This is a genomic window from Pseudomonas yamanorum, from assembly GCF_013386765.1.
Lineage (GTDB): Bacteria > Pseudomonadota > Gammaproteobacteria > Pseudomonadales > Pseudomonadaceae > Aquipseudomonas > Aquipseudomonas yamanorum_A.
Genome location: NZ_JACARE010000003.1, coordinates 525,151 through 548,991 on the forward strand (window position 1 = coordinate 525,151; position 23,841 = coordinate 548,991).

Consider the following 23,841-nt stretch of genomic DNA (forward strand, 5'->3'; position numbering starts at 1 on the left):
GTCGTTCGATTGAGCCTAGGCTAGTCTCAAAGACTCACCCCACAACCTTCAGGGAGTTTTCCATGACTCAATTGCGCCGTGTAGCGATCATTGGCGGTAACCGCATCCCCTTCGCCCGCTCCAACGGCCCTTACGCCACGGCGAGTAACCAGGCGATGTTGACCGCCGCCCTGGAAGGCCTGATCGAACGCTACAACCTGCACGGCCTGCGCATTGGCGAGGTGGCCGCCGGGGCGGTGCTCAAGCATTCCCGGGACTTCAACCTCACCCGCGAGTGCGTGCTGGGTTCGCGCCTGTCGCCGCAAACCCCGGCCTACGATATTCAGCAGGCCTGTGGCACGGGGCTGGAAGCGGCGTTGCTGGTGGCGAACAAGATCGCCCTGGGGCAGATCGAATGCGGGATTGCCGGCGGTGTCGACACCACGTCCGACGCACCCATCGGAGTTAATGAAGGCCTGCGCAAAATCCTCCTGCAAGCCAATCGCAGCAAATCCATGGCGGACAAACTAAAAGTCCTGTTACAACTTCGTCCCCATCACCTCAAGCCGGAACTGCCACGCAACGGTGAACCGCGCACCGGGTTATCCATGGGCCAGCACTGCGAGTTGATGGCGCAAACCTGGCAGATTCCCCGCGCCGAGCAGGATCAGCTGGCACTGGAAAGCCATCAGAAAATGGCCGCGTCCTACGCCGAAGGCTGGCAAAACGATTTGCTCACGCCCTTTCTCGGCCTGACCCGCGACAACAACCTGCGCCCCGACCTGACCCTGGAAAAACTTGCCAGCCTCAAGCCCGCCTTCGAACGCAGCGAAAAGGGCACCCTCACCGCCGGCAACTCGACGCCGCTGACCGATGGCGCCTCGTTGGTGCTGCTGGGCAGTGAAGCCTGGGCGAAGGAGCGCGGTTTGCCGATCCTCGCCTATCTGCGTGATGGCGAGGCGGCAGCGGTGGATTTCGTCAACGGCGCCGAAGGCCTGCTGATGGCGCCGGTGTACGCTGTGCCACGTTTGTTGGCGAGGAATGGCCTTACGTTGCAGGACTTCGATTACTACGAGATCCACGAAGCCTTCGCTGCCCAGGTGTTGTGCACGCTGAAGGCCTGGGAAGACCCGCAATACTGCAAGACCCGCCTGGGACTGGACGCGCCGCTGGGGTCCATCGACCGCAGTCGGTTGAACGTCAAGGGCAGTTCACTGGCCGCCGGCCACCCGTTTGCGGCCACCGGCGGGCGTATCGTCGCCAACCTGGCCAAACTGTTGGACGCGGCGGGCAAGGGCCGGGGCCTGATCTCGATCTGCGCCGCCGGGGGCCAGGGCGTCACGGCGATTATTGAGCGCTGAATTGTACTATTGATGAACAACAACCCCTGTAGGAGCGAGCTTGCTCGCGAAGGTCGTTAACGATGACGCTGGCATCCTGAATCAACGCGGCGCCCTCGGGTTTTTCGCGAGCAAGCTCGCTCCTACAGGGGATTGCAGCTTAATCTGGCATATTGGATGCATTCTTAAGCGGTCAAAGGTCGGTACCCTCTCCCCGCGGCGAGAGGATTGCCGTATAACGAGTGCCATACGCGTGTTTGGTAATAAAGGACCCACAATAAAAGCTGATGAAGACTCCTAAACGCATTGAACCCCTGATCGAGGACGGTCTGGTCGACGAGGTGCTGCGCCCACTCATGAGTGGTAAAGAAGCAGCTGTTTACGTGGTGCGCTGCGGCAACGAGTTACGTTGCGCCAAGGTCTACAAGGAGGCGAATAAACGAAGTTTTCGTCAGGCGTCCGAATACCAGGAAGGCCGCAAGGTCCGCAACAGCCGCCAGGCCCGGGCCATGGCCAAGGGCTCCAAGTTCGGCAAGAAAGAAACCGAAGACGCCTGGCAGAACGCCGAGGTAGCGGCGCTGTTTCGTCTGGCCGGCGCGGGCGTTCGCGTGCCCAAGCCGTACGACTTCCTTGAAGGCGTGCTGCTGATGGAACTGGTAGCCGATGAATACGGCGACGCCGCGCCCCGTCTTAACGACGTGACGCTGGACCCGGACCAGGCCCGCGAATACCACGCCTTCCTGATTACCCAGATCGTGCTGATGTTGTGTACCGGCCTGGTGCACGGTGACCTTTCCGAGTTCAACGTGCTGCTGACGCCGACTGGCCCGGTGATCATCGACCTGCCCCAGGCGGTGGATGCGGCGGGCAACAACCACGCGTTCAGCATGCTGGAGCGGGATGTGGGCAACATGGCTTCCTACTTCGGGCGGTTTGCCCCGGAGTTGAAGAAGACCAAGTACGCCAAGGAGATGTGGGCGCTGTATGAAGCCGGCACTCTGCACCCGGCCAGTGTCTTGACCGGCGAGTTCGACGAGCCGGAAGAGTTGGCTGATGTTGGCGGGGTTATCCGCGAGATCGAAGCGGCGCGGCTCGATGAAGAGCGTCGCCAGGCGATTCGCGCGGCCGACGATGCGCCTCCGAGCAAGGCATCGGAAGAGCCGCCGCCGCCGCCCTGGATGCAGTGATCCCACGGCGAGTGGATATCCAATTGTGGGAGCGGGCTTGTGTGGGAGCCGGGCTTGCCCGCGATAGCATCACCGCGGTGTGACTGACACACCGAGGTGCCTGCATCGCGGGCAAGCCCGGCTCCCACAAAGGTCTGCTCCCACATTTCGTTTGTGTGCCGTCAGCTAAATTGTCAGGCGCAACAACTGCCCGACGCCAACTCCTTGAGAATCGGACAGTCCGGCCGGTGATCGCCCTGGCAGTGCTCCACCAGGTCCTGCAACGTATCCCGCAACTGCCCCAACTCGCGAATCTTCTGGTTCAACTCGTCGATATGCTGGCGGGCCAATGCCTTGACGTCGGCACTCGCGCGCCCGCGGTCCTGCCACAGCGTCAGCAGCTTGCCGACTTCCTCCAGGGAAAACCCCAGGTCCCGAGACCGCTTGATAAACGCCAGGGTGTGCAAGTCATCGGCGCCATAAACGCGGTAGCCGCTGTCGGTGCGATGGGCCGCTTTCAACAGGCCGATGGACTCGTAGTAACGAATCATCTTGGCGCTCAGGCCGCTTTGGCGTGCTGCTTGGCCAATGTTCATGGACGCTTGTCCTCCAGATCCTTGGGTTTCCAGGTTTTCAACAGCAGCGCGTTACTCACCACGCTGACGCTGGACAGGGCCATGGCTGCGCCGGCCATGACCGGGTTGAGCAGGCCGAATGCGGCCAGCGGAATGCCGATCAAGTTATACACAAAGGCCCAGAACAGGTTCTGTCGAATTTTAGCGTAGGTCTTGCGGCTGATTTCCAGGGCGGCGGGCACCAGCCGTGGGTCGCCGCGCATCAGCGTGATGCCGGCCGCGTGCATGGCCACGTCGGTGCCACCGCCCATGGCGATGCCGATGTCGGCCGCCGCGAGGGCGGGCGCGTCGTTGATGCCGTCGCCGACCATCGCCACCACACCGGTCTTTTTCAGTTCGGCGACGGTGGCGGCCTTGTCGGCGGGCAGCACTTCGGCGTGCACGTCGTCGATGCCCAGGGCTTGGGCGACCACGCGGGCGCTGCCACGGTTATCGCCGGTCAGCAGGTGGCTGCTGATATGCCGGGCCTTGAGTGCCTGTATCGCTTGCAGGGCGCCCGGTTTGAGGGTGTCGCCGAAGGCAAACAAGCCCAGCACCCGAGGCTGCGGGCCTTGCTCGATCAGCCAGGACAAGGTGCGGCCCTCGGCCTCCCAGGCGCTGGCCGAGTCGGCGAGGTCGCCGGTGCTCAAGCCGGTTTCTTCCAGCAGGCGACGATTGCCCAGGGCCAGTGGCCGACCGTCTAGGGTGCCGGCAATGCCGCGCCCGGTCAGCGACTGGCTGGCGCTGACATCCGCCACGTTCAAGCCTCGCTCGGCGCAAGCATCCAGCACCGCCTTGGCCAGCGGATGTTCACTGCCCCGTTGCAGCGCGCCGGCCTGTTGCAGCAGCGCCGCTTCGTTGCCATCGACGGCCGCCAGGTGGGCGATTTTCGGCGCGCCGGAGGTCAGGGTGCCGGTCTTGTCGAACACCACGGCGCTGACTTCATGGGCGCGCTCCAGGGCTTCGGCGTCCTTGATCAGGATCCCGTGGCGAGCCGCGACGCCGGTGCCGGCCATGATGGCGGTGGGCGTGGCCAGCCCAAGGGCGCAAGGGCAGGCGATCACCAATACGGTAACGGCGTTGATCAGCGCGACTTCCAGCGGTGCGCCATACAACCACCAGCCCACCAGCGTGGCCAAGGCCAGCACCAGCACCACCGGCACGAACACCTGGCTGACTTTATCCACCAGTTTCTGGATCGGTGCCTTGGCGGCCTGGGCGTCTTCCACCAGGCGGATGATCCGTGCCAGTACGCTTTCTGCACCAAGGGCCAAGGTGCGCACCAGCAGCCGGCCTTCGCCGTTGATGGCGCCGCCTGTAACGGCGTCTCCGGGTTGTTTTGGCACCGGCAGGCTTTCACCGCTGATCAGCGCTTCGTCGGCGTGGCTTTGGCCTTCGACCACTTCACCGTCCACCGGGAAGCGTTCGCCGGGTTTGACCAGCACCAGGTCGTTCAGCTTGAGGGCGGTGATGGCGACGTCGTGCTCGCGGCCATCGATCACCTGGATCGCCCGCTCCGGACGCAAGGCTTCCAGGGCGCGGATGGCGCTGGCGGTCTGGCGTTTGGCGCGGCTTTCCAAATATTTGCCGAGCAGCACCAGGGCGATCACCACCGCCGAGGCTTCGAAATACAGATGCGGCATATTGCCTGCGGTTGCGGTGAGCCATTCATAAATACTCAGGCCGTAACCGGCGCTGGTACCGATGGCCACCAGCAGGTCCATATTGCCGGCTCCGGCGCGCACGGCTTTCCAGGCGGCGATATAGAAACGCGCACCGAAGATGAACTGCACCGGAGTAGCCAGGGCGAACTGGACCCAGGCCGGGAGCATCCAGTGCAGGCCGAACGGCTGCACCAGCATCGGCAGCACCAATGGCGCGGCGAGCAGGATCGCCAGCAGCAGCGCCCAGCGTTCATGGCTCAGGCGTTGTTCCTGGCTGGCCTGGGTGGCGGTTTCGCTTTGGGGCAGGGTGGCGGTGTAGCCGGCCTTGTCGACGGCGGCGATCAGGACGCTGGGGTCCATTTGGCCGAGCACTTCAATGTGGGCGCGTTCGTTGGCCAGGTTGACGCTGACACTTTGCACCCCGGGCACTTTGCCCAGTGCCCGTTCAACCCGCCCGGCGCAGCTGGCGCAGGTCATGCCGCTGATGGGCAGGTCGAAGGTGGTGGATCCGTTCATGGGCAGTACTCCAGGAGAGATTGCCCCTAGGATCAACCTTGACCTGTGGGGAAGGTCAAGGCTTCAGATCAATGTTTCAATATTCCAATGCCGCGGGCTTCAGGTACATGCCGTCCGGCCCTTGTGCGATACGCAATTTACGCACGTCACCGGCCTTCAACGTGATGTTCTGCGCCGGTGGCGCGAGCATGCCCGGCAGGCAACCCTGGGACTGCCCCGGCAGCAGCTTCAGGCGCAACGACACATTCCCGGCCGGCAAGTTGAAGGAGGTGGCCTGCTCCTGGAACAGCCGTCCGGCCAATTGGTCCTGGATATACAGGCCAATCTCGCAGTTGGTCGGCACCTCCAGGCGCTCCCGGGAAATGATCAGCACCGCATAATCTTCATCCGCGCTGGCCGGTGGCACAGCGGCAAACAAGCCCATCAGGCTGACAAGGCCAAAAAACGACCAGCGCATGGCGAATTCTCCGAGGTTCACATCGTGGATTGGTGCAGCTTGGCCGAGGGCGCGAATGAATGCCAGCCCGGCAGATATTCACAGAACTTGACCTTGCCATCGTGGCAAGGTCAAAACTGTGGGCAACCTCATCAAAGGAGTCATGCCATGCAAGTATTCAGTGTTGAAGGAATGACCTGCGGCCACTGCGTTCGCTCGGTCACCCAGGCGGTGCAGGACAAGGATCCGGCCGCCAGTGTGCGCGTCGACCTCGCGTCCAAGGAAGTCGGTGTGGAGAGTAAGCTGCTGTCGCCGGCGCAAGTGATCAACCTGATCAGCGAAGAAGGCTACAGCGTCAAACTCGCCTGACTTTCTGATAGTTAGCGAGCTAACTTAATGTTCAAGGCACCCATGCCCGGCTAGACTGTCGGGCTGCCGACTCTACTGGGTGCCTGATGAACCTTCGTATAATCCTGATTTTGGGCGCCTTGAGCGCGTTTGCGCCGCTGGCCATCGACTTCTACCTGCCGGGTTTTCCGGCCATGGCCGTGGCATTCGGCACCGATGAAAAACATATTCAACTGACCCTGGCCGTGTACTTCACGGGCCTGGCGATCGGCCAGTTGATCTACGGGCCGCTGGCGGACCGTTTTGGCCGGCGCGGGCCGCTGCTCAGCGGTGTCACCCTGTTTACCCTGGCGTCCTTTGCGTGTGCGTATGCGCCGTCCCTGGAATGGCTGATCGGTGCGCGTTTCGTCCAGGCCCTGGGCGGCTGCGCCGGCATGGTGATCTCCCGGGCGGTGGTCAGCGATAAATGCGACGCGGTGGGTTCGGCCAAGGTGTTCTCCCAGCTGATGCTGGTGACCGGGCTGGCGCCGATCCTCGCGCCGCTGGCGGGTGGCGTGATGGTCGGGGTGTGGGGCTGGCAGTCGATCTTCCTGGCGCTGACGGCATTCAGCGTGATGGCGGCCATTGCGGTAGCGGTCGGGTTGCCGGAAAGTTTCCCCGCCAATCAACCACGTCAGCCGCTGTCGGGTGCGCTGCGCCAGTACGGCCGGTTGCTGTCGGACCGGGTGTACCTTGGCTATGCCTTGACCGGTGGCATCTCGATTGCCGGCATGTTTGCCTACATTGCGGGTTCGCCGTTCGTCTTTATCAAACTCTATGGCGTGCCCGCCGAGCACTATGGCTGGGTATTTGGCTCCAACGCCGCCGGCTTCATCCTGGTCGCCCAGGTCAATGCACGTTTGCTGGCTTCCCGCGGCCCGGCGTTCTTGCTGTCGCGCACGGTGTGGGTCTACCTCGCGGCGGGCCTGTCGTTGCTGGCAATTACCGCTCTTCGCACGGACGCCTTGTGGCCACTGCTGGTGCCGCTGTTTATCTGCATCGCGAGCCTGGGCTGCATTTTGCCCAACACCTCGGCTTGCGCCATGAGCGGGCAGGGCGCACGGGCAGGCAGCGCGTCGGCGTTGCTCGGTTGCATTCAGTTTGGTGTAGCGGCGGGCGCGGCGTCGTTGGTCGGTGTGTTGCACGACGGTACGGCGATGCCGATGGCGATGGTCATCAGCTTGTGCGGCGTATTGGCGGTAACGTTCGCGATGCTGACCCGGCGCCTGCAGCGCCAACGGGCACTGCAAGCGGCGGATTGAGCAGGGTCAGCCAGCAGAGCGCTGCTGGCTTTCGGGAAATCGGTGAGGCGCCTGGATACGGGTTTGCAGGGTGTCGGCAAACGCGCGGGCTTCGGCCTCGGTGCGGAAGGTGAAGGCGTTCTGGTCGAGACGGACTTGCCATTTGTTGCCGTGGGATTTTGCTAACGCTTTTATCAGGATCTTCATTGCTGACTTCCTCACGTAAAAGAATCGTGGCAAAGGCGGCCAATATAAACCTGAATGCGTCCACAGATGTGACAAGGATCAAGTCTCTGACTAGTGGTGTCGTCCATCACTCACATCAATAACAGACGACACTTACAGATCTATCTCCTTAGAACCCTTCCAGCACAATCTTGCCCTTGGCCTTGCCGCTTTCCAGCAGTTCGTGGGCGCGGCGCAGGTTGGCCGCGTTGATCACGCCAAAGTGCTCGCCCACCGTGGTTTTCAGGGTGCCGGCGTCGATCAGTTCGGCCACGCGGTTGAGCAGGTTGTGCTGCTCGATCATGTCGCTGGTCTCGAACATCGAGCGGGTGTACATGAACTCCCAATGCAGCGACAGGCTCTTGCGCTTGAGCTTGCTCACGTCCAGCACCTTGGGATCATCGATCAGCGCCAGTTTGCCCTGGGGAATCAGCGCTTCTACCAATTGGTCCAGGTGCTGGTCGGTCTGGGTCAGGCTGGCGACGTAGTTCACCTGCGGATGGCCGGCCTTTTTCAGCTCTTCGCTCAGCGGTTTGCTGTGGTCGATCACCAGGTCGGCACCCAGGTCTTTGGCCCATGCCTGGGTTTCAGGCCGGGAGGCGGTGCCGATGACTTTCAGGCCGGTGAGCTGTTTCGCCAGTTGGGTCAGGATCGATCCCACACCACCGGACGCACCGACGATCAAGAGGCTCTGGCCTTCATCGGCCTGGCCTTCACGTACTTGCAGGCGTTCGAACAGCAACTCCCAGGCGGTGATGGCGGTCAGCGGCAGGGCGGCGGCGTCGGCGAACCCCAGGGTTTTTGGCATATGGCCAACGATGCGCTCATCCACGGTGTGCAGTTCGCTGTTGCCGCCCGGGCGTACCAGGGAGCCGGCGTAGAACACCTTGTCACCGACCTTGAACAGGCTGACTTCGCTGCCTACGGCCTTGACCACACCGGCCACGTCCCAGCCCAGCACTTTGGCCGCACCGTTTTCCGGGGCGACGTTCTGGCGCACTTTGGTGTCCACCGGGTTCACCGAGATGGCTTTGACTTCCACCAGCAGGTCGCGGGGGCCGGCCACGGGTTCTGGCAGTTCGATGTCTTGCAGGGATTTTGGATCGTTGATGGGCAATGCGGCGTAGTAGGCGATAGCTTTCATGATGGTTTCCAAAAAAGGGTCGGTTGATCAGGCAAGAAATTTCAGGCGCTTGAGTTCGAAATGTTCGAGCACGTCGGCAGCCTTGGCGCGGAAGTTCTGGATATGGGCGCTCTGGTCGTGGTAGGCCAGCGCCGCGTCGTCGCTCCAGCGCTCGAGCATGTAGAAGGTCTCGGGGTGTTGCAGGTCCTGGTGCAGGTCGTACTGCTGGCAGCCGGCTTCGACGCGGGTCGGTTCCAGCAGCTCGCGCAGCAGGGTTTCCAGAGTGGCTTGTTGGCCGGGTTTGGCGATCAGCGTGGCGATGACGTTAAAGGCAGCGGACATATTCGACTCCAAACACGTGATGAACGGGATGGACAGATGATTGGCTATTTCTCTCGAAGATAAAACCCGCTAAAAGAGCAGTCTCTTTCAATGTTTTTTTGATAATGGACGGTCAGCGTGCTGCGTTTTGATGACTTGCAGTTGTTTGTGCGCGCGGCAGACCTGGGCAGCCTTTCGGCGGCGGCGCGGGTCATGGACATGTCGGCGGCGGTGGCCAGCGCGGCGTTGAAGCGCATCGAGCAGCAGTTGGGCACGCGTTTGCTGGCGCGCTCCACCCGCAGCCTGCGCCTGACGGCCGAGGGCGAAGGCTTTCTGGAGTACGCCCGCGCGGCCTTGAGTAGCCTGGATGAAGGCCGGCGTTTATTGGCCTGCGGCCAGGATCAGGTCGGCGGGGTGCTGCAACTGTCGGCACCGTCGGACTTTGGGCGCAACCAGTTGTTGCCCTGGCTCGATGAGTTCCAGCGCGAGTACCCCCAGTTGAGTGTGCGCCTGCTGTTGGGCGACCGGATTGCCGACCTGTTCCGCCAGCCCGTAGACATCGCCCTGCGTTATGGCGAACCGGAAGATTCCAGCCTGATCGCACTGCCCATCGCCCCGGACAATTACCGCGTGCTGTGCGCTGCTCCCAGCTATCTGGCGCGGCATGGCGAACCCCGTCATCTGGAGCAACTGACCCAGCACAATTGCCTGCTGTATATGCTCGGCAGCCGGGTGCACGACCATTGGAGTTTCAGCGACGGCAAGCGCGACGTCGGCCTGACGGTGACCGGCGACCGCTTCAGTGACGACGCCGATGTGGTGCGGCGCTGGGCGGTGGCCGGGGTGGGTATCGCCTACAAGTCCTGGCTGGATGTGAGCTCCGATGTGCTGGCCGGGCGCCTGCGCCTGGTCCTGCCGGAGCTGCGGGGCGAGCGCACGCCGCTTAACCTGTTGTGCGCCCATCGTGCGCAACTGAGCAAGCCGATCAATCTTCTGCGGGAAATGCTCGTTGCCCGCTGTGCGACATTGACCGCGCAGTTGCCGGCGCAGTCGGCCTTTACGCCCTAACCCCGGGGATATAAGGAAATTTCCTTCAGCTCCTGTCCTTGGTTGCTCTGTAAGACGGCACGGAACCCGGCGTTTTCACGCTTATACTTTTGCGCCAACCGCAGCAGACGAATGCTTCACAGGGAGTGAATGAGCACATGGAACAGGCACCTTGCATCAGTCAGATCGCCACCTTGCTGGCCGACCCGAAACGTACCGCGATGGTGTGGGCGTTGATGGACGGCGCGGCCAAACCCTCCGATGAATTGGCTGTGCTTGCGGGATTGTCAGCGGCGTCGGCCAATGCCCATCTTGCTCGATTGACGGCCGGCGGGTTGCTGCGGGTCGAAGCCCGTAGCGGCAGACGCTTCTTTCGGGTGGCCGCCGCCGATGTGGGGGCCGCCGTGGATGCCCTGGCCTGCACCACCATGGCCAGCGTCGCCCGCAGCACGCCCACTCATTCGCAGTCACTGATTGCGCCTGCCGCTTTACGACGGGCGAGGCTGTGCCAAGGGCATTTGGGTGGAGAGCTGGCAGCAGGCGTGTATCAACGGATGATGGCGGCGGGGTGGGTAGAACGCGCGGAGCAGCGTCTTGACGTGACGCCTTACGGAGCACGCAAACTCGCAGGGCTGGGGATTTTCACCCAGGCACTGGCTCAGCCGATCGTGTGCGATTGCTTGGATTGGAGCGAGCAGCAGCCGCACCTGGGCGGTGCGTTGGGGGCCGCGCTGTTGCAGCTGTGCATGCAGTCGGGCTGGGTCAGTGTAATCAATGAGTCCCAGGCGTTACAGGTCAGCGAAGCCGGGCAACTGGAGATTGCCCGGCTCGCCACATCGGTCGGGCGTTAAGGCTTGACCAACCGCGCATCCAGGCTGTTTTGCGCCAGGCGTTTGGCCTGGTCCTGGGTCATGCCCAGGGAGGTGTACAGCGCATGGAAGTTCTCGGTGACATAGCCGCCGAAGTAAGCCGGGTCGTCCGAGTTCACCGTCACCTTCACCCCACGCTCAAGCATGTCGAGGATGTTGTGCTGGGACATGTCGTCGAACACGCACAGTTTGGTGTTGGACAGCGGGCACACCGTCAGCGGGATTTGCTCGTCGATGATTCGCTGCATCAAGCGCTCGTCTTCAATGGCGCGTACGCCATGGTCGATACGCTGGATCTTCAGCAGGTCGATGGCTTCCCAGATGTATTCCGGCGGGCCTTCTTCACCGGCGTGGGCTACGGTCAGGAAGCCTTCGTGACGGGCACGGTCGAACACACGCTGGAACTTGCTCGGCGGGTGGCCCATTTCCGAACTGTCCAGGCCCACGGCCACAAACGCGTCACGGAATGGCAGCGCCTGGTCGAGGGTTTTCTCGGCTTCTGCTTCGCTCAAGTGGCGCAGGAAACTCAAGATCAAACCGCTGGTGATGCCCAGTTGCTGCTCGCCGTCTTTCAATGCGGCGGCGATACCGTTGAGCACTACTTCGAAGGGCACGCCACGGTCGGTGTGGGTCTGCGGGTCGAAGAACGGTTCGGTGTGGATCACGTTCTGCGCCTTGCAGCGCAGCAGGTAGGCCCAGGTCAGGTCGTAGAAGTCCTGGGAGGTGCGCAGTACGTCGGCACCCTTGTAGTACAGGTCGAGAAACTCTTGCAGGTTGTTGAAGGCGTAGGCCTTGCGCAGGGTTTCGACGTCGTTCCACGGCAGCGCGATCTTGTTGCGTTCAGCCAGGGCGAACAGCAGCTCAGGCTCCAGCGAGCCTTCCAGGTGCAGGTGCAATTCAGCCTTGGGCAGGGCGTTGAGCCAATCGTACATTTATAAATTCTCATCAGGTGCAATGGCGGCATTCTACAGGCGCACGCCGAAATAATCGGCAAAACCTGACCAAGCGGTGAGTATCCCTTGGCGTCGTGCAAGCGGTGCGTGAACTAAGGTGTAACGAAACGTTAGCGGCGCGGTGCAGTCTGTACCCCATCAATGACGGATTCGCCGCGTATAAAAGGCCTGTAATGCTCACATCAATCAAGCAAGAAAAATTCATGCTGCTGGCGCTGATCGCCGCCATCGCTTCCTACCCGCTGGAGCATTGGATGCTGCACAGCGGGCAGATGGTGGCGCTGCTCGGCGGCGTGGCGCTGATCGGCTTTATCGTCGTGGCCTCGATGCGCGTAGCCCATCACGCCGAGCAACTGGCGGAAAAGGTCGGCGACCCCTACGGCACCATGATCCTGACCCTCGCCGCCGTGCTGGTGGAAGTGGTGATTTTGGCGATCATGATGAGCAACGAGCCGTCGCCGACCCTGGTGCGCGACACCATCTACTCGGCGGTGATGCTCGACATCAACGGCATCCTCGGCCTGGCGGCGCTGATGGGCGGGATCAAGCACGGCGAACAGTCCTACAATGACGATTCGGCGCGGACCTACAGCGTGATGATCCTGACCGCCATGGGTGTGTCGATGGTGGTGCCGGAATTTATCCCCGAGGCCGACTGGAAAATTTACTCGGCCTTCACCATCGGCGCGATGGTGGTGCTGTACACCCTGTTTCTGCGAATGCAGGTGGGGCCCCACAGTTATTTCTTCAGCTACAGCTACCCGGAAAAACGTCGCAAGAAACAGCCGGAAGAAGAGTCGCCGCCGATCAACCTGGCGTTTTCCATCGGGACCCTGGTATTTGGCGTGATCGTGATTGGCGCGTTGGCCGAGGTGATGTCCAAGACCCTCGACCTGGGCCTGGAAGGCACGGGCGCTCCGCCGGTGATCACGGCAATTGTCGTGGCCGCAATTTCCGCCGCCCCGGAGATTTTGACCGCGTTGCGCGCAGCCCTGGCCAACCGCATGCAGTCGGTGGTGAACATCGCGCTGGGGGCGTCACTGTCGACGGTGATTTTGACGGTGCCGGTGATGGAGGCCATGGCCTTGTACACCGGCCAGCCGTTCCAGATGGCGATGACGCCGGTGCAGACCGTGATGGTATTTATCACGCTGATTGTCAGCGCGATCAACCTCAACGATGGCGAAACCAACGCCATCGAAGGGATGACCCATTTTGTGTTGTTTGCGACGTTTATCATGCTGTCGCTGTTGGGGTTGTAACCTTTCCTGAGTACACCGCTGATCAAAGGTGGGAGCTGGCTTGCCTGCGATAGCATCACCTCGGTGCAACTGAACGACCGAGGTGCCTGCATCGCGGGCAAGCCCGGCTCCCACATTTGATCTGTGTTTGGCTCAGATCCCGCTGATCAGCGCTCGCGCCGCCTGGCTGTGATCGGCAATCAAACCTTTCAGATCCAGGCCTTCGACCTGCCCGTCGATCACCCGCCATTTCCCGCCCACCATCACCCGATCCGCCCGGTCGGCGCCGCACAGCAGCAGCGCCGATATCGGGTCGTGGCTGCCGGAGAAGCGCAGCTCATCCAGTTTGAACAACGCCAGGTCGGCCTGTTTGCCTACGGCCAGTTCACCGATATCGCTACGGCCAAGTAACTGCGCCGAACCTTTTGTTGCCCAACCCAACACCAGTTCCGGGGTGATTTTCTCTGCCCCGTAACGCAGGCGTTGGATGTACAACGCCTGGCGCGTTTCCAGGATCATGTTCGACGCATCATTGGATGCCGAGCCGTCCACTCCCAGGCCAATCGGCGCGCCGGCCGCGAGCAGGTCGAGGGTCGGGCATATGCCGGAAGCCAGGCGCATGTTGGAGCTCGGGCAATGGCAGATCCCGGTTCCGGCGGCGCCGAGGCGGGCGATTTCTTCCGGGTTGAAGTGAATGCCGTGGGCCAGCCAGGTGCGCGGGCCCAGCCAGCCGACGCTGTCGAGGTAGTCCACGGTGCGCAGGCCGAAGCGCTGCAGGCAGAAGTCTTCTTCGTCGAGGGTTTCCGCCAGGTGGGTGTGCAGGCGCACGTCGAGGTGGTTGGCCAGTTCGGCGCTGGCTTCCATGATTTCCGGGGTCACGGAAAACGGCGAGCAGGGCGCCAGGGCGATCTGGATTTGCGCGCCGTCGCCGCGTTCGTGGTACTGGCGGATCAGGCGGCGACTGTCTTCCAGGATCACTTCGCCCTGTTGCACGGTTTGCTGGGGTGGCAGCCCGCCGTCGGCTTCGCCCAGGCTCATGGAGCCGCGGGTGAGCATGGCGCGCATGCCCAGTTCGCGCACGCTGTCGACTTGCACGTCGATCGCCTGTTCCAGGCCGTCGGGGAACAGGTAGTGGTGGTCTGCCGCGGTGGTGCAGCCCGAGAGCAGCAATTCAGCGAGGGCGACTTTGGACGCGAGGGCGAGCTTTTCCGGGGTGAGCCGGGCCCAGACCGGGTACAGGGTTTTCAGCCAGGGAAACAGCGGCTGGTTAACCACCGGTGCCCAGGCGCGGGTCAGGGTTTGGTAGAAGTGATGGTGGGTGTTGATCAGCCCCGGAAGCACCACATGCTCGCGGGCATCGAACACTTGTCCACAGGGCACGGCGGGTTCACGTCCCCAGCCCAGCACTTCGACGATGACACCGTCTTGCAGCACCAGGCCGCCACGGGCGTCGAGGCCATTGGCAGTGAAAATCGCGAGGGGGTTTTTTAACCAGATACGGGTCGCAGGCATTGGCCGGCTCCTCTGAATGATGGGTTCAGGTTTGCCAGCTCAGTGTTGCCCTGTCTGCTGATCCAGGGTCGCCGGGAAGGGCGAGGTGCGCAGTTTACGTGTGGATCGTTATCGACGGCAATCGGCCGATAACGATCGCGGTTTTTTTACCAGGCGATGGTGTCGCCCTTGTAGTCCACAAAGTGATGGCCGCCCTTGCCGCTGTAGGCATTTACCTGGTCGAGCAGGCCGCGCACGCTGGTGGCCACGTCGATGTGCGCGTTTTCGCCGCCCATGTCGGTTTTCACCCAGCCCGGATGCAACGACAGCACGGTGAGTTTCTGATCGCCCAGTTGGGTGACGAAACTGTTGGTCATGGAGTTGAGGGCGGCCTTGCTGGCTTTGTACAGGGCCAGGTCCGAGCCGTCGGGGATGGTGACGCTGCCCAGGATCGAACTCATGAAGGCCAGTACGCCGGTGTCGGGGCGCAGCTGCCCGACAAAACGCTGGGCCAGGTTGATCGGCGCCACGGCATTGGTGAAAAACAGTTGGCCGACTTCCGCCTGGGTGGCGTGGCCCGGTTCCTGATTGGCCGGGCCTTTGACGCCGGCGTTGACGAACAGCAGGTCGAAGGTTTTTGCCTTGAGACGCTGGTTCAGGGCGATCACTGCCTGCTGGTCATCCATGTCGAGCTTTTCGATCTGCACCGGGCCCAGGGCCTTCAAGGCATCGGCTTTTTGCGGGTCGCGCACGGTGGCGGTCACGTCCCAGCCGTCTGCCAGCAGTTGCTTGACCAGGCCAAGGCCCAGGCCCCGGGAGGCGCCGATAATCAGTGCGGTTTTTGAAGTAGACATGAATGGCTTCCTTTGACGGTGGAGGTTCACGGGTTCAGTGGACAACGCTGGCCGAGTCTTTGCTGCAACTCCTGGCGCAGTTGGTCGAGTTCGGTGATGCGGGTTTCGATCAGGTTGAGCTTGTCTTGCAGCAGTTGGGTGACGGCGCTGTCGGGGTCTGGAGCTTGCCATAATGCGCCGACGCTGTTGCCGATTTCGCTGAGGCTGAAGCCCAGGCGCTGGGCGGTCTTGATGTACAGCACCAGTTGCACCATATCGGCGGGATAGTCGCGGTAACCGTTGGCGCTGCGTTGTGAGGCAATCAAGCCGCGTTGCTCGTAGAAGCGCAGGGTGTCGCGGCTGACCTGGCTGGCCTGGGCTAATTCGCCGATACGCATGTAGAGGGCTCGAGAGGGCTTGACCTTGGAGCATACTCCAGGCTTTACCTTGCTGGCTTCTTGAATTGAAGGAGCTTGCTTTCATGTGGACTGCCCACCAATACCGTCGACTGGTCAGGGCCAGCGGCTGGTATGACCTGATTGTCACCGCGGCGCTGGTTACCCCCTGGACTTTTGTTTTGCTGCATAACGCCCTGGTGGCGTTGAACCTGCCGGGCGAACTGCCGCCGTTCGCGCCTGTGCATATGTTGATGGCCAACCTGATGGGCTCGATTGTCTGTGTGTGGTCGGTGCTGCGAATCCGCGATCCTCAAGCGATTTTTGGTCGCTATGACGCGGCTGGCCGGGTGTTGTTTGCGACCTGGCAGATTTACGCGCTGGCCCATGGCGCAAGTACGGTGTTGGTGATCGTCGTGGTGTTTGAAGTGCTGTGGGCGGTGGCGCAGTTGATACCGGTACGTCGGACAGAAAATTGATCAAAAAACGCTCAATTGTGCCGGGGCGTTGCAGGCTCTGACGCCGGGTCACTCTTGCACGGGTTATCCACAGGTTGCTCCACAGTAATTGTGCGCAAGCGTGATCGGTGGATATAAGCGCTGAGGCCCTTTGTTCTAAAGGACATAACCCGCCTAACTGACTGTTTTTGAGCCGGATTAATACTTTAGTGTGGTCGCCTGAGCAAAAACTGAACAACCGCCTGAAACCCTTGTGACAGAAGGGTTACAGGCGAGTGTGCTCAGGTTATCCACAGGCAGGTGCACAGCAGATGTGGGCAGTTTCAGCGCGCTAGCAGAATGCGTCCGCGGCTCAGGTCGGCCAGCTGGCTTTGCAAGGTGTCGATGTGGGCTTCGCCCAGGGCCAGTTGCAGGTCGACGCCATTGGCGGTGAAGGTTTCTTCCACCACCAGCCCGCCCAGCTCGGCTACCCGCAATTTCACCAGAGCAAGCTCGGCAAAACCACAGGAGCAGCTCAGCGGCACGCGCTTGATCAGCTCGACGCGTTCGGCGGCTTGCAGGCATTTGTTGGCGCCGCCGCCATAGGCGCGGGCCAGGCCGCCGGTGCCCAACTGGATGCCGCCGTACCAGCGGATCACCAGCACCACGACCTGGTCGCAATCCTGCGCTTCGATCGCGGCCAGGATCGGTCGCCCGGCCGTGCCGCCGGGTTCGCCGTCATCGTTGCTGCGGTATTGATCGCCGAGTTTCCAGGCCCAGCAGTTGTGCGTGGCGTTCAGGTCGCTGTGCTGGTCGATGAAGGCCTGGGCGTCCTGGGGGCTGGCGATGGGGGCGGCGAGGGTGATGAAGCGGCTTTTGCGAATTTCTTCGCGAAACTCGCAAAGGCCGGTAAGCGTGAAAGGCATGGGTGACTTCGTTTAGAGGGCGGGCTTGATGCCGCAGCCTTTGAGGATGATGTGGATAAGGTTGGTGCCGGCGTCTTCCATGTCTTGCTTGGTCAGCTTGGTGCGCCCGGTCACACGGCAGATCTGCGTGGCAAAGTCGGCGTAGTGCTGGGTGCTGCCCCACAGCAGGAAGATCAGGTGCACGGGGTCGATGGGGTCCATCTTGCCCGCGTCGATCCAGGCCTGGAACACCGCCGCACGGCCGCTGAACCAGGCACGGTAGTCCTGGCTGAAATACTCGGTCAGGCATTCACCGCCGCTGATGATCTCCATCGCGAAGATCCGCGAGGCTTGTGGCTGGCGCCGGGAGAACTCCATCTTGGTGCGGATGTAGCGGGTCAGGGCGGCGGCCGGGTCATCCTCGGCGGTCAGCGTGTTGAAGGTGCTGTCCCACAGTTCGAGGATGTTGCTGAGCACGGCAATATAAAGCCCCAGCTTGTTGGTGAAGTAGTAGTGCAAGTTGGCTTTCGGCAACCCGGCACTCGCCGCGATGGTGTTCATGCTGGTGCCTTTGTAGCCATGACGGGCGAACTCGTCTTCGGCGGCCTGCAGGATCGCTTGTTCGTTCTTTTGCCGAATGCGGCTTGCAGGCTTTCCGGCGTGGTTGCTGTGGGCAGGAACTTCGAGGCTCATGGAGGTTTCCGTGCAGATCGATGAATACGACGTGTGCACAGATAACCCACCCTCAAGCCCCAGACAAGTCCCGATACGATAAAACCCTCAAAGCGGCTCCAGAGTGTCGCTTTCCAGAGGCTGGTTTGCGGCATCGGTGGTGGCCTTGGGTTCAGGCAGCAACAGGCACAACACAATTGCGGTCAGGCCGCCGCTGGTGATGGCCGAGTCAAACAGGTTCTGCACCAGGGTTGGCATCAGGTGCAGCAGGTTTGGCTGGGCGGCGATCCCCAGGCCCACGCCGAACGAGGTGGCGATGATCAACATGCTGCGTCGATCCAGCGGGGCCTGGGCGAGGATGCGCACGCCGGCGGCGGCCACGCTGCCGAACATCACCAGGGTTGCGCCGCCGAGTACAGGTTTGGGGATTTGTTGCAGCACCGCGCCAATCAGCGGAAACAGCCCGAGACAAAACAGCACCACGCCGATGTACAGGCCGACGTAGCGACTGGCGACACCGGTCAGTTGGATCACACCGTTGTTCTGGGCAAAGGTGGTATTGGGAAAGGCGCTGAAGGTGGCGGCGATCATGCAACTGATGCCATCTCCCAGTACACCTCCCTTGAGCCGGCTTATATAGGAAGGGCCGCTGATGGGCTGGCGGGCGATCATGCAATTGGCGGTGAGGTCGCCGACGGTTTCGATGGTGCTGATCAGATAAATCAGCGCCACCGGCAGGAAAGCCGTCCAGTCGAAGTTGAAACCGAAGCGGAACGGTGTAGGCAGGCTGATCAACGGCAAGTCCGGCAGGGCCTGGGGCACCAGTTTTCCGCTGAACCAGGCAGCGAGGCTGCCCAATGCCAGGCCGATGATGATGGCGGATAGACGTACCCACGGGGTGTTCGAACGGTTGAGCAGGATGATCGTCAGTACCACGAACAGGCCGAGTGCCAGGTTGGTCGGGGCGCCAAAGTCCGGGGCGTTGAAGCCGCCGCCCAGGTCGGTGATGCCGACTTTGATCAGGCTGATGCCAATCAAGGTGATGACGATGCCGGTCACCAGCGGTGTGATGACCCTTTTGAGCTGACCGATGAAGCGGCTCAACACCACTTGCACCGCCGCGCCGAAGAAGCAAATGCCGAAAATCATCGCCAGGATGTCTTCCGGGCTGCCGCCGCGTTGCTTGACCAGAAACCCTGCCGACAATACGGCGCCGAGAAACGCGAAGCTGGTGCCTTGCAGGCAGATCATCCCGGCGCCGATGCCAAACGGCCTACGGGCCTGGATGAAGGTACCGACACCGGAAACCATCAATGCCATGCTGATCAGGTAGGGCAGGTGAGCGGTCAGGCCCAGGGTGGAACCGATGATCAGCGGCGGAGTGATGATGCCGACAAAGGCGGCCAACACATGCTGCAACGCAGCGAGCAAAGCGGGCAATGGTTTTGGGCGGTCGTTAAGGCCGTAGATCAGGTCGCTGGGGCTGGAGGATTCTGGCGGCATGGCGTGGGAACTCATGGCTGTTGGTTCTAGGTCCCCATGCCTTGCAAAAAGCTGTCCAGTTGCTCAGGTTTTTCTTTAGGGCCCGTCCTAGCGCGTTGCGGCCAGACTTTCGAGAAAGCTTTCCAGCACCAAATGAGGGCGACGGCCCTTGCGCGTGACCGAAGCGAGGCTCAAATCGTAAAAACGTGTGGCCGGTTTCAGCGCACGCAGTCGGCCTTGTTGCACCCACAGGCTGGCGTAGTGATCGGGCAGGTAGCCGATGTAGCGGCCGGTGAGGATCAGGAACGCCATGCCCTCACGGTCCGAGGCGCTGGCGGTGCAGTTGAGCGCCTGGTAGTGAGCCTGGATATCGGCGGGCAGGCGGAAGGTCGGGGCGATCGCGTCCTGACTGTTGATGCGTTCGTCGTCCAGTTGCTTGTCGTCGGCATAAAACAGCGGGTGGCCGACCGCGCAATAGAGCAGCGAGCGTTCGCTGTACAGCGGCTGGTATTCAAGGCCCGACAAGGCGCTGGCCTGGGGGACGACGCCCACATGCAGGCGGCCGTCGAGCACACCTTGTTCCACTTCATTGGGCGCGATCATGCGGATCTGGATCTGCACGTCCGGGCCGCGCTCCTTCAACTGCGCCAAGGCATGGGTGATGCGCATGTGGGGCAGGGTGACCAGGTTGTCGGTCAGGCCGATGATCAGTTCGCCGCGCAGGTGCTGGTGCAGGCCGTTGACCTCGGTGCGGAAACTTTCCAGGGCGCTGAGTAATTGCAACGCCGACTGATACACCTCGCGTCCTTCCTCGGTCAGGGAAAAACCCGCACGCCCGCGTTGGCAGAGGCGTAGGCCCAGGCGCTGTTCGAGATCACTCATCTGTTGGCTGATGGCCGAGCGCCCGATCCCCAATACGGTTTCCGCCGCCGAGAAGCCGCCGCACTCCACCACGCTGCGAAAGATGCGCAACAGACGGATGTCGAAGTCGCTGACTTGGGCGAGTGGGTCGGGTCGACGGCTGCTCATAGTTTAGTGAAGGCCTGACTGAAGGTTAGAAGAGTTGGATTTCACCGACTTTATCCCCGTGGCAATTTAGCTGCAACAACGCTTTTCAAATCCCTACGCTGCCTTTTGCCTTGCGAGGTTTTGCTCATGAACATGCCCGAAAACGCTCCGTCCACCCTGGCCAGCCAACTGAAGCTGGACGCGCACTGGATGCCGTACACCGCCAACCGTAACTTCCATCGTGACCCGCGCCTGATCGTGGCGGCCGAAGGCAGCTGGTTGACCGATGACAAGGGGCGCAAGGTGTATGACTCGCTGTCGGGTCTGTGGACTTGCGGCGCCGGGCACACTCGCAAGGAAATCCAGGAAGCGGTCGCCAAGCAACTGGGCACGTTGGACTACTCGCCGGGCTTCCAATACGGTCATCCATTGTCATTCCAACTGGCAGAAAAGATTACCGACCTGACCCCGGGCAACCTGAACCACGTGTTCTTCACCGACTCGGGCTCCGAGTGCGCCGATACCGCGGTGAAGATGGTGCGTGCGTACTGGCGCCTCAAGGGCCAGGCGACCAAGACCAAGATGATTGGCCGTGCCCGTGGTTATCACGGTGTGAATATCGCCGGTACCAGCCTGGGCGGCGTTAACGGTAACCGTAAGATTTTTGGCCAGGGCCTGATGGATGTTGACCATCTGCCTCACACCCTGCTGGCGAGCAATGCCTTCTCCCGTGGCATGCCGGAGCTGGGCGGTATCGCCTTGGCGGACGAGCTGCTCAAGCTGATCGAACTGCACGATGCGTCGAACATCGCGGCGGTATTCGTTGAGCCGATGGCGGGTTCCGCTGGCGTGCTGGTGCCGCCGCAGGGTTACCTGAAGCGTCTGCGTGAGATCTGCGATCAACACAACATCCTGTTGGTGTTCGACGAAGTGATCACCGGCTTCGGCCGTACCGGCTCGATGTTTGGTGCCGACAGCTTCGGCGTGACCCCAGACCTGATGTGCATTGCCAAGCAAGTCACCAATGGCGCGATCCCGATGGGCGCGGTGATTGCCAGCACCGAGATTTATCAGACGTTCATGAACCAGGCGACGCCTGAGTACGCGGTGGAATTCCCGCACGGTTACACCTACTCGGCTCACCCGGTGGCCTGTGCGGCTGGCCTGGCGGCACTCGACCTGCTGCAGAAGGAAAACCTCGTGCAGAGCGTGGCCGAAGTCGCCCCGCATTTCGAGAATGCGCTGCACGGTTTGAAGGGCAGCAAGAACGTAATCGATATTCGTAACTATGGCCTGGCCGGTGCGATCCAGATTGCACCGCGTGATGGTGATGCGATCGTGCGTCCATTCGAGGCCGGCATGGCCTTGTGGAAAGCCGGTTTCTACGTGCGCTTTGGCGGCGACACCCTGCAATTCGGGCCAACCTTCAACAGCAAGCCGCAGGACCTGGATCGCTTGTTCGATGCGGTCGGCGAAGTGCTGAACAAGATCGACTGATTTCTCCTTCTATATAGAACAACTTTTCAGGAGCCCTGCATGAGCCTCATCCAGCATTTGATCAACGGCCAGATGGTGACCGAAAACGGTCGCACCGCGGACGTGTACAACCCGTCGACGGGCCAGGTGATTCACCAGGTGCCATTGGCCAGCCGTGAAACTATCCAAAGTGCTATCGACTCGGCCAAGGCGGCGTTCCCGGCGTGGCGCAACACGCCACCGGCCAAGCGTGCCCAGGTGATGTTTCGTTTCAAGCAATTGCTGGAACAGAACGAAGCGCGCATCTCCCAACTGATCAGCGAAGAGCATGGCAAGACACTGGAAGACGCGGCCGGTGAACTGAAGCGCGGGATCGAGAACGTGGAGTACGCGTGCTCGGCACCGGAAATCCTCAAGGGCGAGTACAGCCGTAACGTCGGTCCGAACATCGACGCCTGGTCTGATTTCCAGCCGTTGGGCGTGGTGGCCGGTATTACGCCGTTCAACTTCCCGGCCATGGTGCCGTTGTGGATGTACCCGCTGGCGATCGTCTGCGGCAACTGCTTCATCCTCAAACCGTCGGAGCGTGATCCGAGTTCGACGCTGCTGATCGCGCAGCTGTTGCAGGAAGCTGGCTTGCCTAAAGGTGTGCTGAGCGTGGTGCACGGCGACAAGGGCGCGGTGGATGCGCTGATCGAAGCGCCGGAAGTCAAAGCGTTGAGCTTTGTGGGCTCGACGCCGATTGCCGAGTACATCTATTCCGAAGCAACCAAGCGCGGCAAGCGTGTACAGGCGTTGGGCGGGGCGAAGAACCATGCGGTGTTGATGCCGGATGCGGATCTGGATAACGCGGTCAGTGCTTTGATGGGCGCGGCGTATGGTTCGTGCGGCGAGCGTTGCATGGCGATTTCGGTTGCGGTGTGTGTCGGCGACCAAGTGGCTGATGCGTTGATCGCCAAGCTGGTGCCGCAGGTCAAGGCGCTGAAGATTGGTGCGGGCACTTCGTGCGGTTTGGATATGGGGCCGCTGGTGACTGGCCAGGCTCGCGATAAGGTCAGTGGCTATATAGAAGACGGCGTTTCTTCGGGCGCTGAGTTGGTAGTCGACGGTCGTGGCCTGAGTATTGCCGGGCATGAAGAGGGTTTCTTCCTGGGGGGCAGTCTGTTCGATCGCGTGACCCCGCAGATGCGTATCTATAAAGAAGAGATCTTTGGGCCAGTGTTGTGCGTGGTTCGGGTGAACAGCCTGGAAGCGGCCATGCAGTTGATCAACGATCACGAGTATGGCAACGGTACCTGCATCTTCACCCGTGATGGTGAGGCGGCGCGTCTGTTCTGTGACGAGATTGAAGTGGGCATGGTGGGCGTCAACGTACCGCTGCCGGTGCCGGTGGCGTATCACAGCTTTGGTGGTTGGAAGCGTTCGCTGTTTGGCGACTTGCATGCCTATGGGCCGGATGGTGTGCGTTTCTACACCCGTCGCAAGGCGATCACCCAGCGCTGGCCGCAACGGGCCAGCCATGAAGCGTCGCAGTTTGCCTTTCCAAGTTTGTAACTTGCAGGCGTAGAAGGCCGGCCCCTTGGGGCCGGCCTTTGCTTTTCCGGGTTTTTTGACCTTTATGACAGTATTGTGAAAAAAGGGGTTGACGGCAGATTCTGGAAGTCTATAATTCGCCCCACTTCCGGCGCAGTCGAAACGGAAAACTCCTTGGTAAACAAAGAGTTATGTAGGTTTCGACAGCGAGTTGCTTCAGATCATCGAAGCCCAGAAGGAGTTGATAAGGTCGTGTAGTTTGGCCCTGTTAACGATTCGATCTTCTCGGTCGAAAGCGGAGAAAAAGAGGTGTTGACAGCAGCGTGTAACGCTGTAGAATTCGCCTCCCGCTAACGAGAGATCGGAAGCGCAAGTGGTTGAAGTTGTTGAGGAATTCCTCGAAAACTTCTGAAAATAATCACTTGACAGCAAATGAGGCTGCTGTAGAATGCGCGCCTCGGTTGAGACGAAAGATCTTAACCAACCG

Annotated in this window: 24 protein-coding genes and 1 pseudogene; 11 read left to right on the plus strand and 14 right to left on the minus strand. The window is 61.3% G+C overall.

Going from position 1 to position 23,841, the window contains the following annotated elements; translation table 11 throughout:
- The first annotated feature begins 62 nt into the window (after positions 1-62).
- The 3 genes and pseudogenes from HX875_RS02935 to HX875_RS02940 all read left to right on the plus strand — a co-directional run bounded on the left by HX875_RS02935 (position 63) and on the right by HX875_RS02940 (position 2,506).
- The gene (locus HX875_RS02935; protein WP_177041480.1) at positions 63-1,340 is read left to right on the plus strand and encodes an acetyl-CoA C-acetyltransferase; all 1,278 of its coding nucleotides are present in this window, start codon (positions 63-65) and stop codon (positions 1,338-1,340) included.
- 40 nt (positions 1,341-1,380) lie between these two features.
- A pseudogene (locus tag HX875_RS33055) lies at positions 1,381-1,485 on the plus strand (outer membrane lipoprotein carrier protein LolA); the annotation flags it as partial.
- A 121-nt stretch (positions 1,486-1,606) separates the two neighbouring features.
- Positions 1,607-2,506, plus strand: a complete 900-nt coding sequence (locus HX875_RS02940) for a PA4780 family RIO1-like protein kinase (protein ID WP_010174098.1) — start codon at positions 1,607-1,609, stop codon at positions 2,504-2,506.
- A gap of 173 nt (positions 2,507-2,679) precedes the next feature.
- Here HX875_RS02940 and cueR read toward each other — a convergent pair whose 3' ends face one another.
- From cueR to HX875_RS02955, 3 genes are all read right to left on the minus strand, one after another.
- Complete coding sequence (gene cueR / locus HX875_RS02945; RefSeq protein ID WP_177041481.1) at positions 2,680-3,081, minus strand: Cu(I)-responsive transcriptional regulator; 402 nt, start codon at positions 3,079-3,081, stop codon at positions 2,680-2,682.
- A complete protein-coding gene (locus HX875_RS02950; RefSeq protein WP_177041483.1) occupies positions 3,078-5,279 on the minus strand; it encodes a heavy metal translocating P-type ATPase in 2,202 nt (733 codons plus the stop codon). Before HX875_RS02950 ends, cueR begins: the two co-directional genes overlap by 4 nt.
- 76 nt (positions 5,280-5,355) lie before the next feature.
- Complete coding sequence (locus tag HX875_RS02955) at positions 5,356-5,736, minus strand: hypothetical protein (RefSeq protein WP_003211148.1); 381 nt, start codon at positions 5,734-5,736, stop codon at positions 5,356-5,358.
- 147 nt (positions 5,737-5,883) lie between these two features.
- On the opposite strand from HX875_RS02955, the gene HX875_RS02960 reads away from it, so the two are divergent.
- Positions 5,884-6,084 carry a heavy-metal-associated domain-containing protein gene (locus HX875_RS02960; RefSeq protein WP_177041485.1) on the plus strand — a complete coding sequence of 67 codons (201 nt, stop codon included), beginning with the start codon at positions 5,884-5,886 and terminating at the stop codon, positions 6,082-6,084.
- Positions 6,085-6,170: 86 nt separating this feature from the next.
- A complete protein-coding gene (locus HX875_RS02965) occupies positions 6,171-7,364 on the plus strand; it encodes a multidrug effflux MFS transporter (RefSeq protein ID WP_177041487.1) in 1,194 nt (397 codons plus the stop codon).
- 6 nt (positions 7,365-7,370) lie between these two features.
- Here HX875_RS02965 and HX875_RS02970 read toward each other — a convergent pair whose 3' ends face one another.
- From HX875_RS02970 to HX875_RS02980, 3 genes are all read right to left on the minus strand, one after another.
- Entirely contained in the window at positions 7,371-7,550 is a 180-nt protein-coding gene (locus tag HX875_RS02970) for a hypothetical protein (protein ID WP_177041489.1), read from the minus strand.
- Between the two features lie 148 nt (positions 7,551-7,698).
- Positions 7,699-8,712 (minus strand): zinc-binding alcohol dehydrogenase family protein, encoded by a 1,014-nt coding sequence (locus HX875_RS02975; protein ID WP_177041490.1) that lies wholly within the window; start codon positions 8,710-8,712, stop codon positions 7,699-7,701.
- 27 nt (positions 8,713-8,739) lie between these two features.
- On the minus strand, positions 8,740-9,033 hold the full coding sequence (locus HX875_RS02980) for a putative quinol monooxygenase (protein ID WP_177041492.1): 294 nt from the start codon (positions 9,031-9,033) through the stop codon (positions 8,740-8,742).
- A 117-nt stretch (positions 9,034-9,150) separates the two neighbouring features.
- Here HX875_RS02980 and HX875_RS02985 point away from each other — a divergent pair, with 117 nt between their 5' ends.
- Together HX875_RS02985 and HX875_RS02990 are read left to right on the plus strand one after the other, a co-directional pair.
- Positions 9,151-10,080: a LysR family transcriptional regulator gene (locus HX875_RS02985; RefSeq protein ID WP_177041494.1), complete on the plus strand. Its 930-nt coding sequence runs from the start codon at positions 9,151-9,153 to the stop codon at positions 10,078-10,080.
- Positions 10,081-10,217: 137 nt separating this feature from the next.
- A complete protein-coding gene (locus tag HX875_RS02990) occupies positions 10,218-10,910 on the plus strand; it encodes an ArsR/SmtB family transcription factor (protein WP_177041497.1) in 693 nt (230 codons plus the stop codon).
- Here HX875_RS02990 and HX875_RS02995 read toward each other — a convergent pair.
- On the minus strand, positions 10,907-11,860 hold the full coding sequence (locus HX875_RS02995; RefSeq protein WP_071486209.1) for an adenosine deaminase: 954 nt from the start codon (positions 11,858-11,860) through the stop codon (positions 10,907-10,909). The two genes, HX875_RS02990 and HX875_RS02995, sit on opposite strands and share 4 nt — an antisense overlap.
- Positions 11,861-12,054: 194 nt before the next feature.
- Here HX875_RS02995 and HX875_RS03000 point away from each other — a divergent pair, with 194 nt between their 5' ends.
- Complete coding sequence (locus tag HX875_RS03000) at positions 12,055-13,143, plus strand: calcium:proton antiporter (protein ID WP_177041499.1); 1,089 nt, start codon at positions 12,055-12,057, stop codon at positions 13,141-13,143.
- Positions 13,144-13,275: 132 nt separating this feature from the next.
- On the opposite strand, the gene HX875_RS03005 is transcribed toward HX875_RS03000, so the two are convergent.
- The 3 genes from HX875_RS03005 to HX875_RS03015 all read right to left on the minus strand — a co-directional run bounded on the left by HX875_RS03005 (position 13,276) and on the right by HX875_RS03015 (position 15,844).
- The gene (locus tag HX875_RS03005; protein WP_177041501.1) at positions 13,276-14,634 is read right to left on the minus strand and encodes an 8-oxoguanine deaminase; all 1,359 of its coding nucleotides are present in this window, start codon (positions 14,632-14,634) and stop codon (positions 13,276-13,278) included.
- A 146-nt stretch (positions 14,635-14,780) separates the two neighbouring features.
- Positions 14,781-15,467, minus strand: a complete 687-nt coding sequence (locus tag HX875_RS03010) for an SDR family oxidoreductase (RefSeq protein WP_177041503.1) — start codon at positions 15,465-15,467, stop codon at positions 14,781-14,783.
- A gap of 26 nt (positions 15,468-15,493) precedes the next feature.
- On the minus strand, positions 15,494-15,844 hold the full coding sequence (locus HX875_RS03015; protein ID WP_177041505.1) for a MerR family transcriptional regulator: 351 nt from the start codon (positions 15,842-15,844) through the stop codon (positions 15,494-15,496).
- 83 nt (positions 15,845-15,927) lie between these two features.
- Between HX875_RS03015 and HX875_RS03020 the strand changes: the two genes are divergently transcribed.
- Positions 15,928-16,320, plus strand: a complete 393-nt coding sequence (locus HX875_RS03020; RefSeq protein ID WP_177041506.1) for a hypothetical protein — start codon at positions 15,928-15,930, stop codon at positions 16,318-16,320.
- 302 nt (positions 16,321-16,622) lie between these two features.
- Here the strand turns inward: HX875_RS03020 and HX875_RS03025 are convergent, their stop codons facing one another.
- The 4 genes from HX875_RS03025 to HX875_RS03040 all read right to left on the minus strand — a co-directional run bounded on the left by HX875_RS03025 (position 16,623) and on the right by HX875_RS03040 (position 20,366).
- Positions 16,623-17,204, minus strand: coding sequence for an IMPACT family protein (locus HX875_RS03025; protein WP_177041507.1), 582 nt, complete (start codon positions 17,202-17,204; stop codon positions 16,623-16,625).
- A gap of 12 nt (positions 17,205-17,216) precedes the next feature.
- The gene (locus HX875_RS03030; protein ID WP_003211175.1) at positions 17,217-17,876 is read right to left on the minus strand and encodes a TetR/AcrR family transcriptional regulator; all 660 of its coding nucleotides are present in this window, start codon (positions 17,874-17,876) and stop codon (positions 17,217-17,219) included.
- A gap of 87 nt (positions 17,877-17,963) precedes the next feature.
- A complete protein-coding gene (locus HX875_RS03035) occupies positions 17,964-19,358 on the minus strand; it encodes a uracil-xanthine permease family protein (RefSeq protein WP_177041541.1) in 1,395 nt (464 codons plus the stop codon).
- 87 nt (positions 19,359-19,445) lie between these two features.
- Positions 19,446-20,366, minus strand: a complete 921-nt coding sequence (locus HX875_RS03040) for a LysR family transcriptional regulator (protein WP_010174131.1) — start codon at positions 20,364-20,366, stop codon at positions 19,446-19,448.
- Between the two features lie 126 nt (positions 20,367-20,492).
- On the opposite strand from HX875_RS03040, the gene HX875_RS03045 reads away from it, so the two are divergent.
- A complete protein-coding gene (locus HX875_RS03045; protein ID WP_010174133.1) occupies positions 20,493-21,842 on the plus strand; it encodes an aspartate aminotransferase family protein in 1,350 nt (449 codons plus the stop codon).
- Positions 21,843-21,881: 39 nt separating this feature from the next.
- The gene (locus HX875_RS03050; RefSeq protein WP_177041508.1) at positions 21,882-23,375 is read left to right on the plus strand and encodes a CoA-acylating methylmalonate-semialdehyde dehydrogenase; all 1,494 of its coding nucleotides are present in this window, start codon (positions 21,882-21,884) and stop codon (positions 23,373-23,375) included.
- Positions 23,376-23,841 lie beyond the last annotated feature (466 nt).

Excerpts from the sequence above, each read along its gene's own strand:
- HX875_RS02935 (WP_177041480.1), top strand. The coding sequence starts at position 63 with ATGACTCAATTGCGCCGTGTAGCGATCATTGGCGGTAACCGCATCCCC.
- HX875_RS02940 (WP_010174098.1), top strand. The coding sequence starts at position 1,607 with ATGAAGACTCCTAAACGCATTGAACCCCTGATCGAGGACGGTCTGGTC.
- cueR (WP_177041481.1), bottom strand. The coding sequence starts at position 3,081 with ATGAACATTGGCCAAGCAGCACGCCAAAGCGGCCTGAGCGCCAAGATG.
- HX875_RS02950 (WP_177041483.1), bottom strand. The coding sequence starts at position 5,279 with ATGAACGGATCCACCACCTTCGACCTGCCCATCAGCGGCATGACCTGC.
- HX875_RS02955 (WP_003211148.1), bottom strand. The coding sequence starts at position 5,736 with ATGCGCTGGTCGTTTTTTGGCCTTGTCAGCCTGATGGGCTTGTTTGCC.
- HX875_RS02960 (WP_177041485.1), top strand. The coding sequence starts at position 5,884 with ATGCAAGTATTCAGTGTTGAAGGAATGACCTGCGGCCACTGCGTTCGC.
- HX875_RS02965 (WP_177041487.1), top strand. The coding sequence starts at position 6,171 with ATGAACCTTCGTATAATCCTGATTTTGGGCGCCTTGAGCGCGTTTGCG.
- HX875_RS02970 (WP_177041489.1), bottom strand. The coding sequence starts at position 7,550 with ATGAAGATCCTGATAAAAGCGTTAGCAAAATCCCACGGCAACAAATGG.
- HX875_RS02975 (WP_177041490.1), bottom strand. The coding sequence starts at position 8,712 with ATGAAAGCTATCGCCTACTACGCCGCATTGCCCATCAACGATCCAAAA.
- HX875_RS02980 (WP_177041492.1), bottom strand. The coding sequence starts at position 9,033 with ATGTCCGCTGCCTTTAACGTCATCGCCACGCTGATCGCCAAACCCGGC.
- HX875_RS02990 (WP_177041497.1), top strand. The coding sequence starts at position 10,218 with ATGGAACAGGCACCTTGCATCAGTCAGATCGCCACCTTGCTGGCCGAC.
- HX875_RS02995 (WP_071486209.1), bottom strand. The coding sequence starts at position 11,860 with ATGTACGATTGGCTCAACGCCCTGCCCAAGGCTGAATTGCACCTGCAC.
- HX875_RS03000 (WP_177041499.1), top strand. The coding sequence starts at position 12,055 with ATGCTCACATCAATCAAGCAAGAAAAATTCATGCTGCTGGCGCTGATC.
- HX875_RS03005 (WP_177041501.1), bottom strand. The coding sequence starts at position 14,634 with ATGCCTGCGACCCGTATCTGGTTAAAAAACCCCCTCGCGATTTTCACT.
- HX875_RS03010 (WP_177041503.1), bottom strand. The coding sequence starts at position 15,467 with ATGTCTACTTCAAAAACCGCACTGATTATCGGCGCCTCCCGGGGCCTG.
- HX875_RS03015 (WP_177041505.1), bottom strand. The coding sequence starts at position 15,844 with ATGCGTATCGGCGAATTAGCCCAGGCCAGCCAGGTCAGCCGCGACACC.
- HX875_RS03020 (WP_177041506.1), top strand. The coding sequence starts at position 15,928 with ATGTGGACTGCCCACCAATACCGTCGACTGGTCAGGGCCAGCGGCTGG.
- HX875_RS03025 (WP_177041507.1), bottom strand. The coding sequence starts at position 17,204 with ATGCCTTTCACGCTTACCGGCCTTTGCGAGTTTCGCGAAGAAATTCGC.
- HX875_RS03030 (WP_003211175.1), bottom strand. The coding sequence starts at position 17,876 with ATGAGCCTCGAAGTTCCTGCCCACAGCAACCACGCCGGAAAGCCTGCA.
- HX875_RS03035 (WP_177041541.1), bottom strand. The coding sequence starts at position 19,358 with ATGCCGCCAGAATCCTCCAGCCCCAGCGACCTGATCTACGGCCTTAAC.
- HX875_RS03040 (WP_010174131.1), bottom strand. The coding sequence starts at position 20,366 with ATGAGCAGCCGTCGACCCGACCCACTCGCCCAAGTCAGCGACTTCGAC.
- HX875_RS03045 (WP_010174133.1), top strand. The coding sequence starts at position 20,493 with ATGAACATGCCCGAAAACGCTCCGTCCACCCTGGCCAGCCAACTGAAG.
- HX875_RS03050 (WP_177041508.1), top strand. The coding sequence starts at position 21,882 with ATGAGCCTCATCCAGCATTTGATCAACGGCCAGATGGTGACCGAAAAC.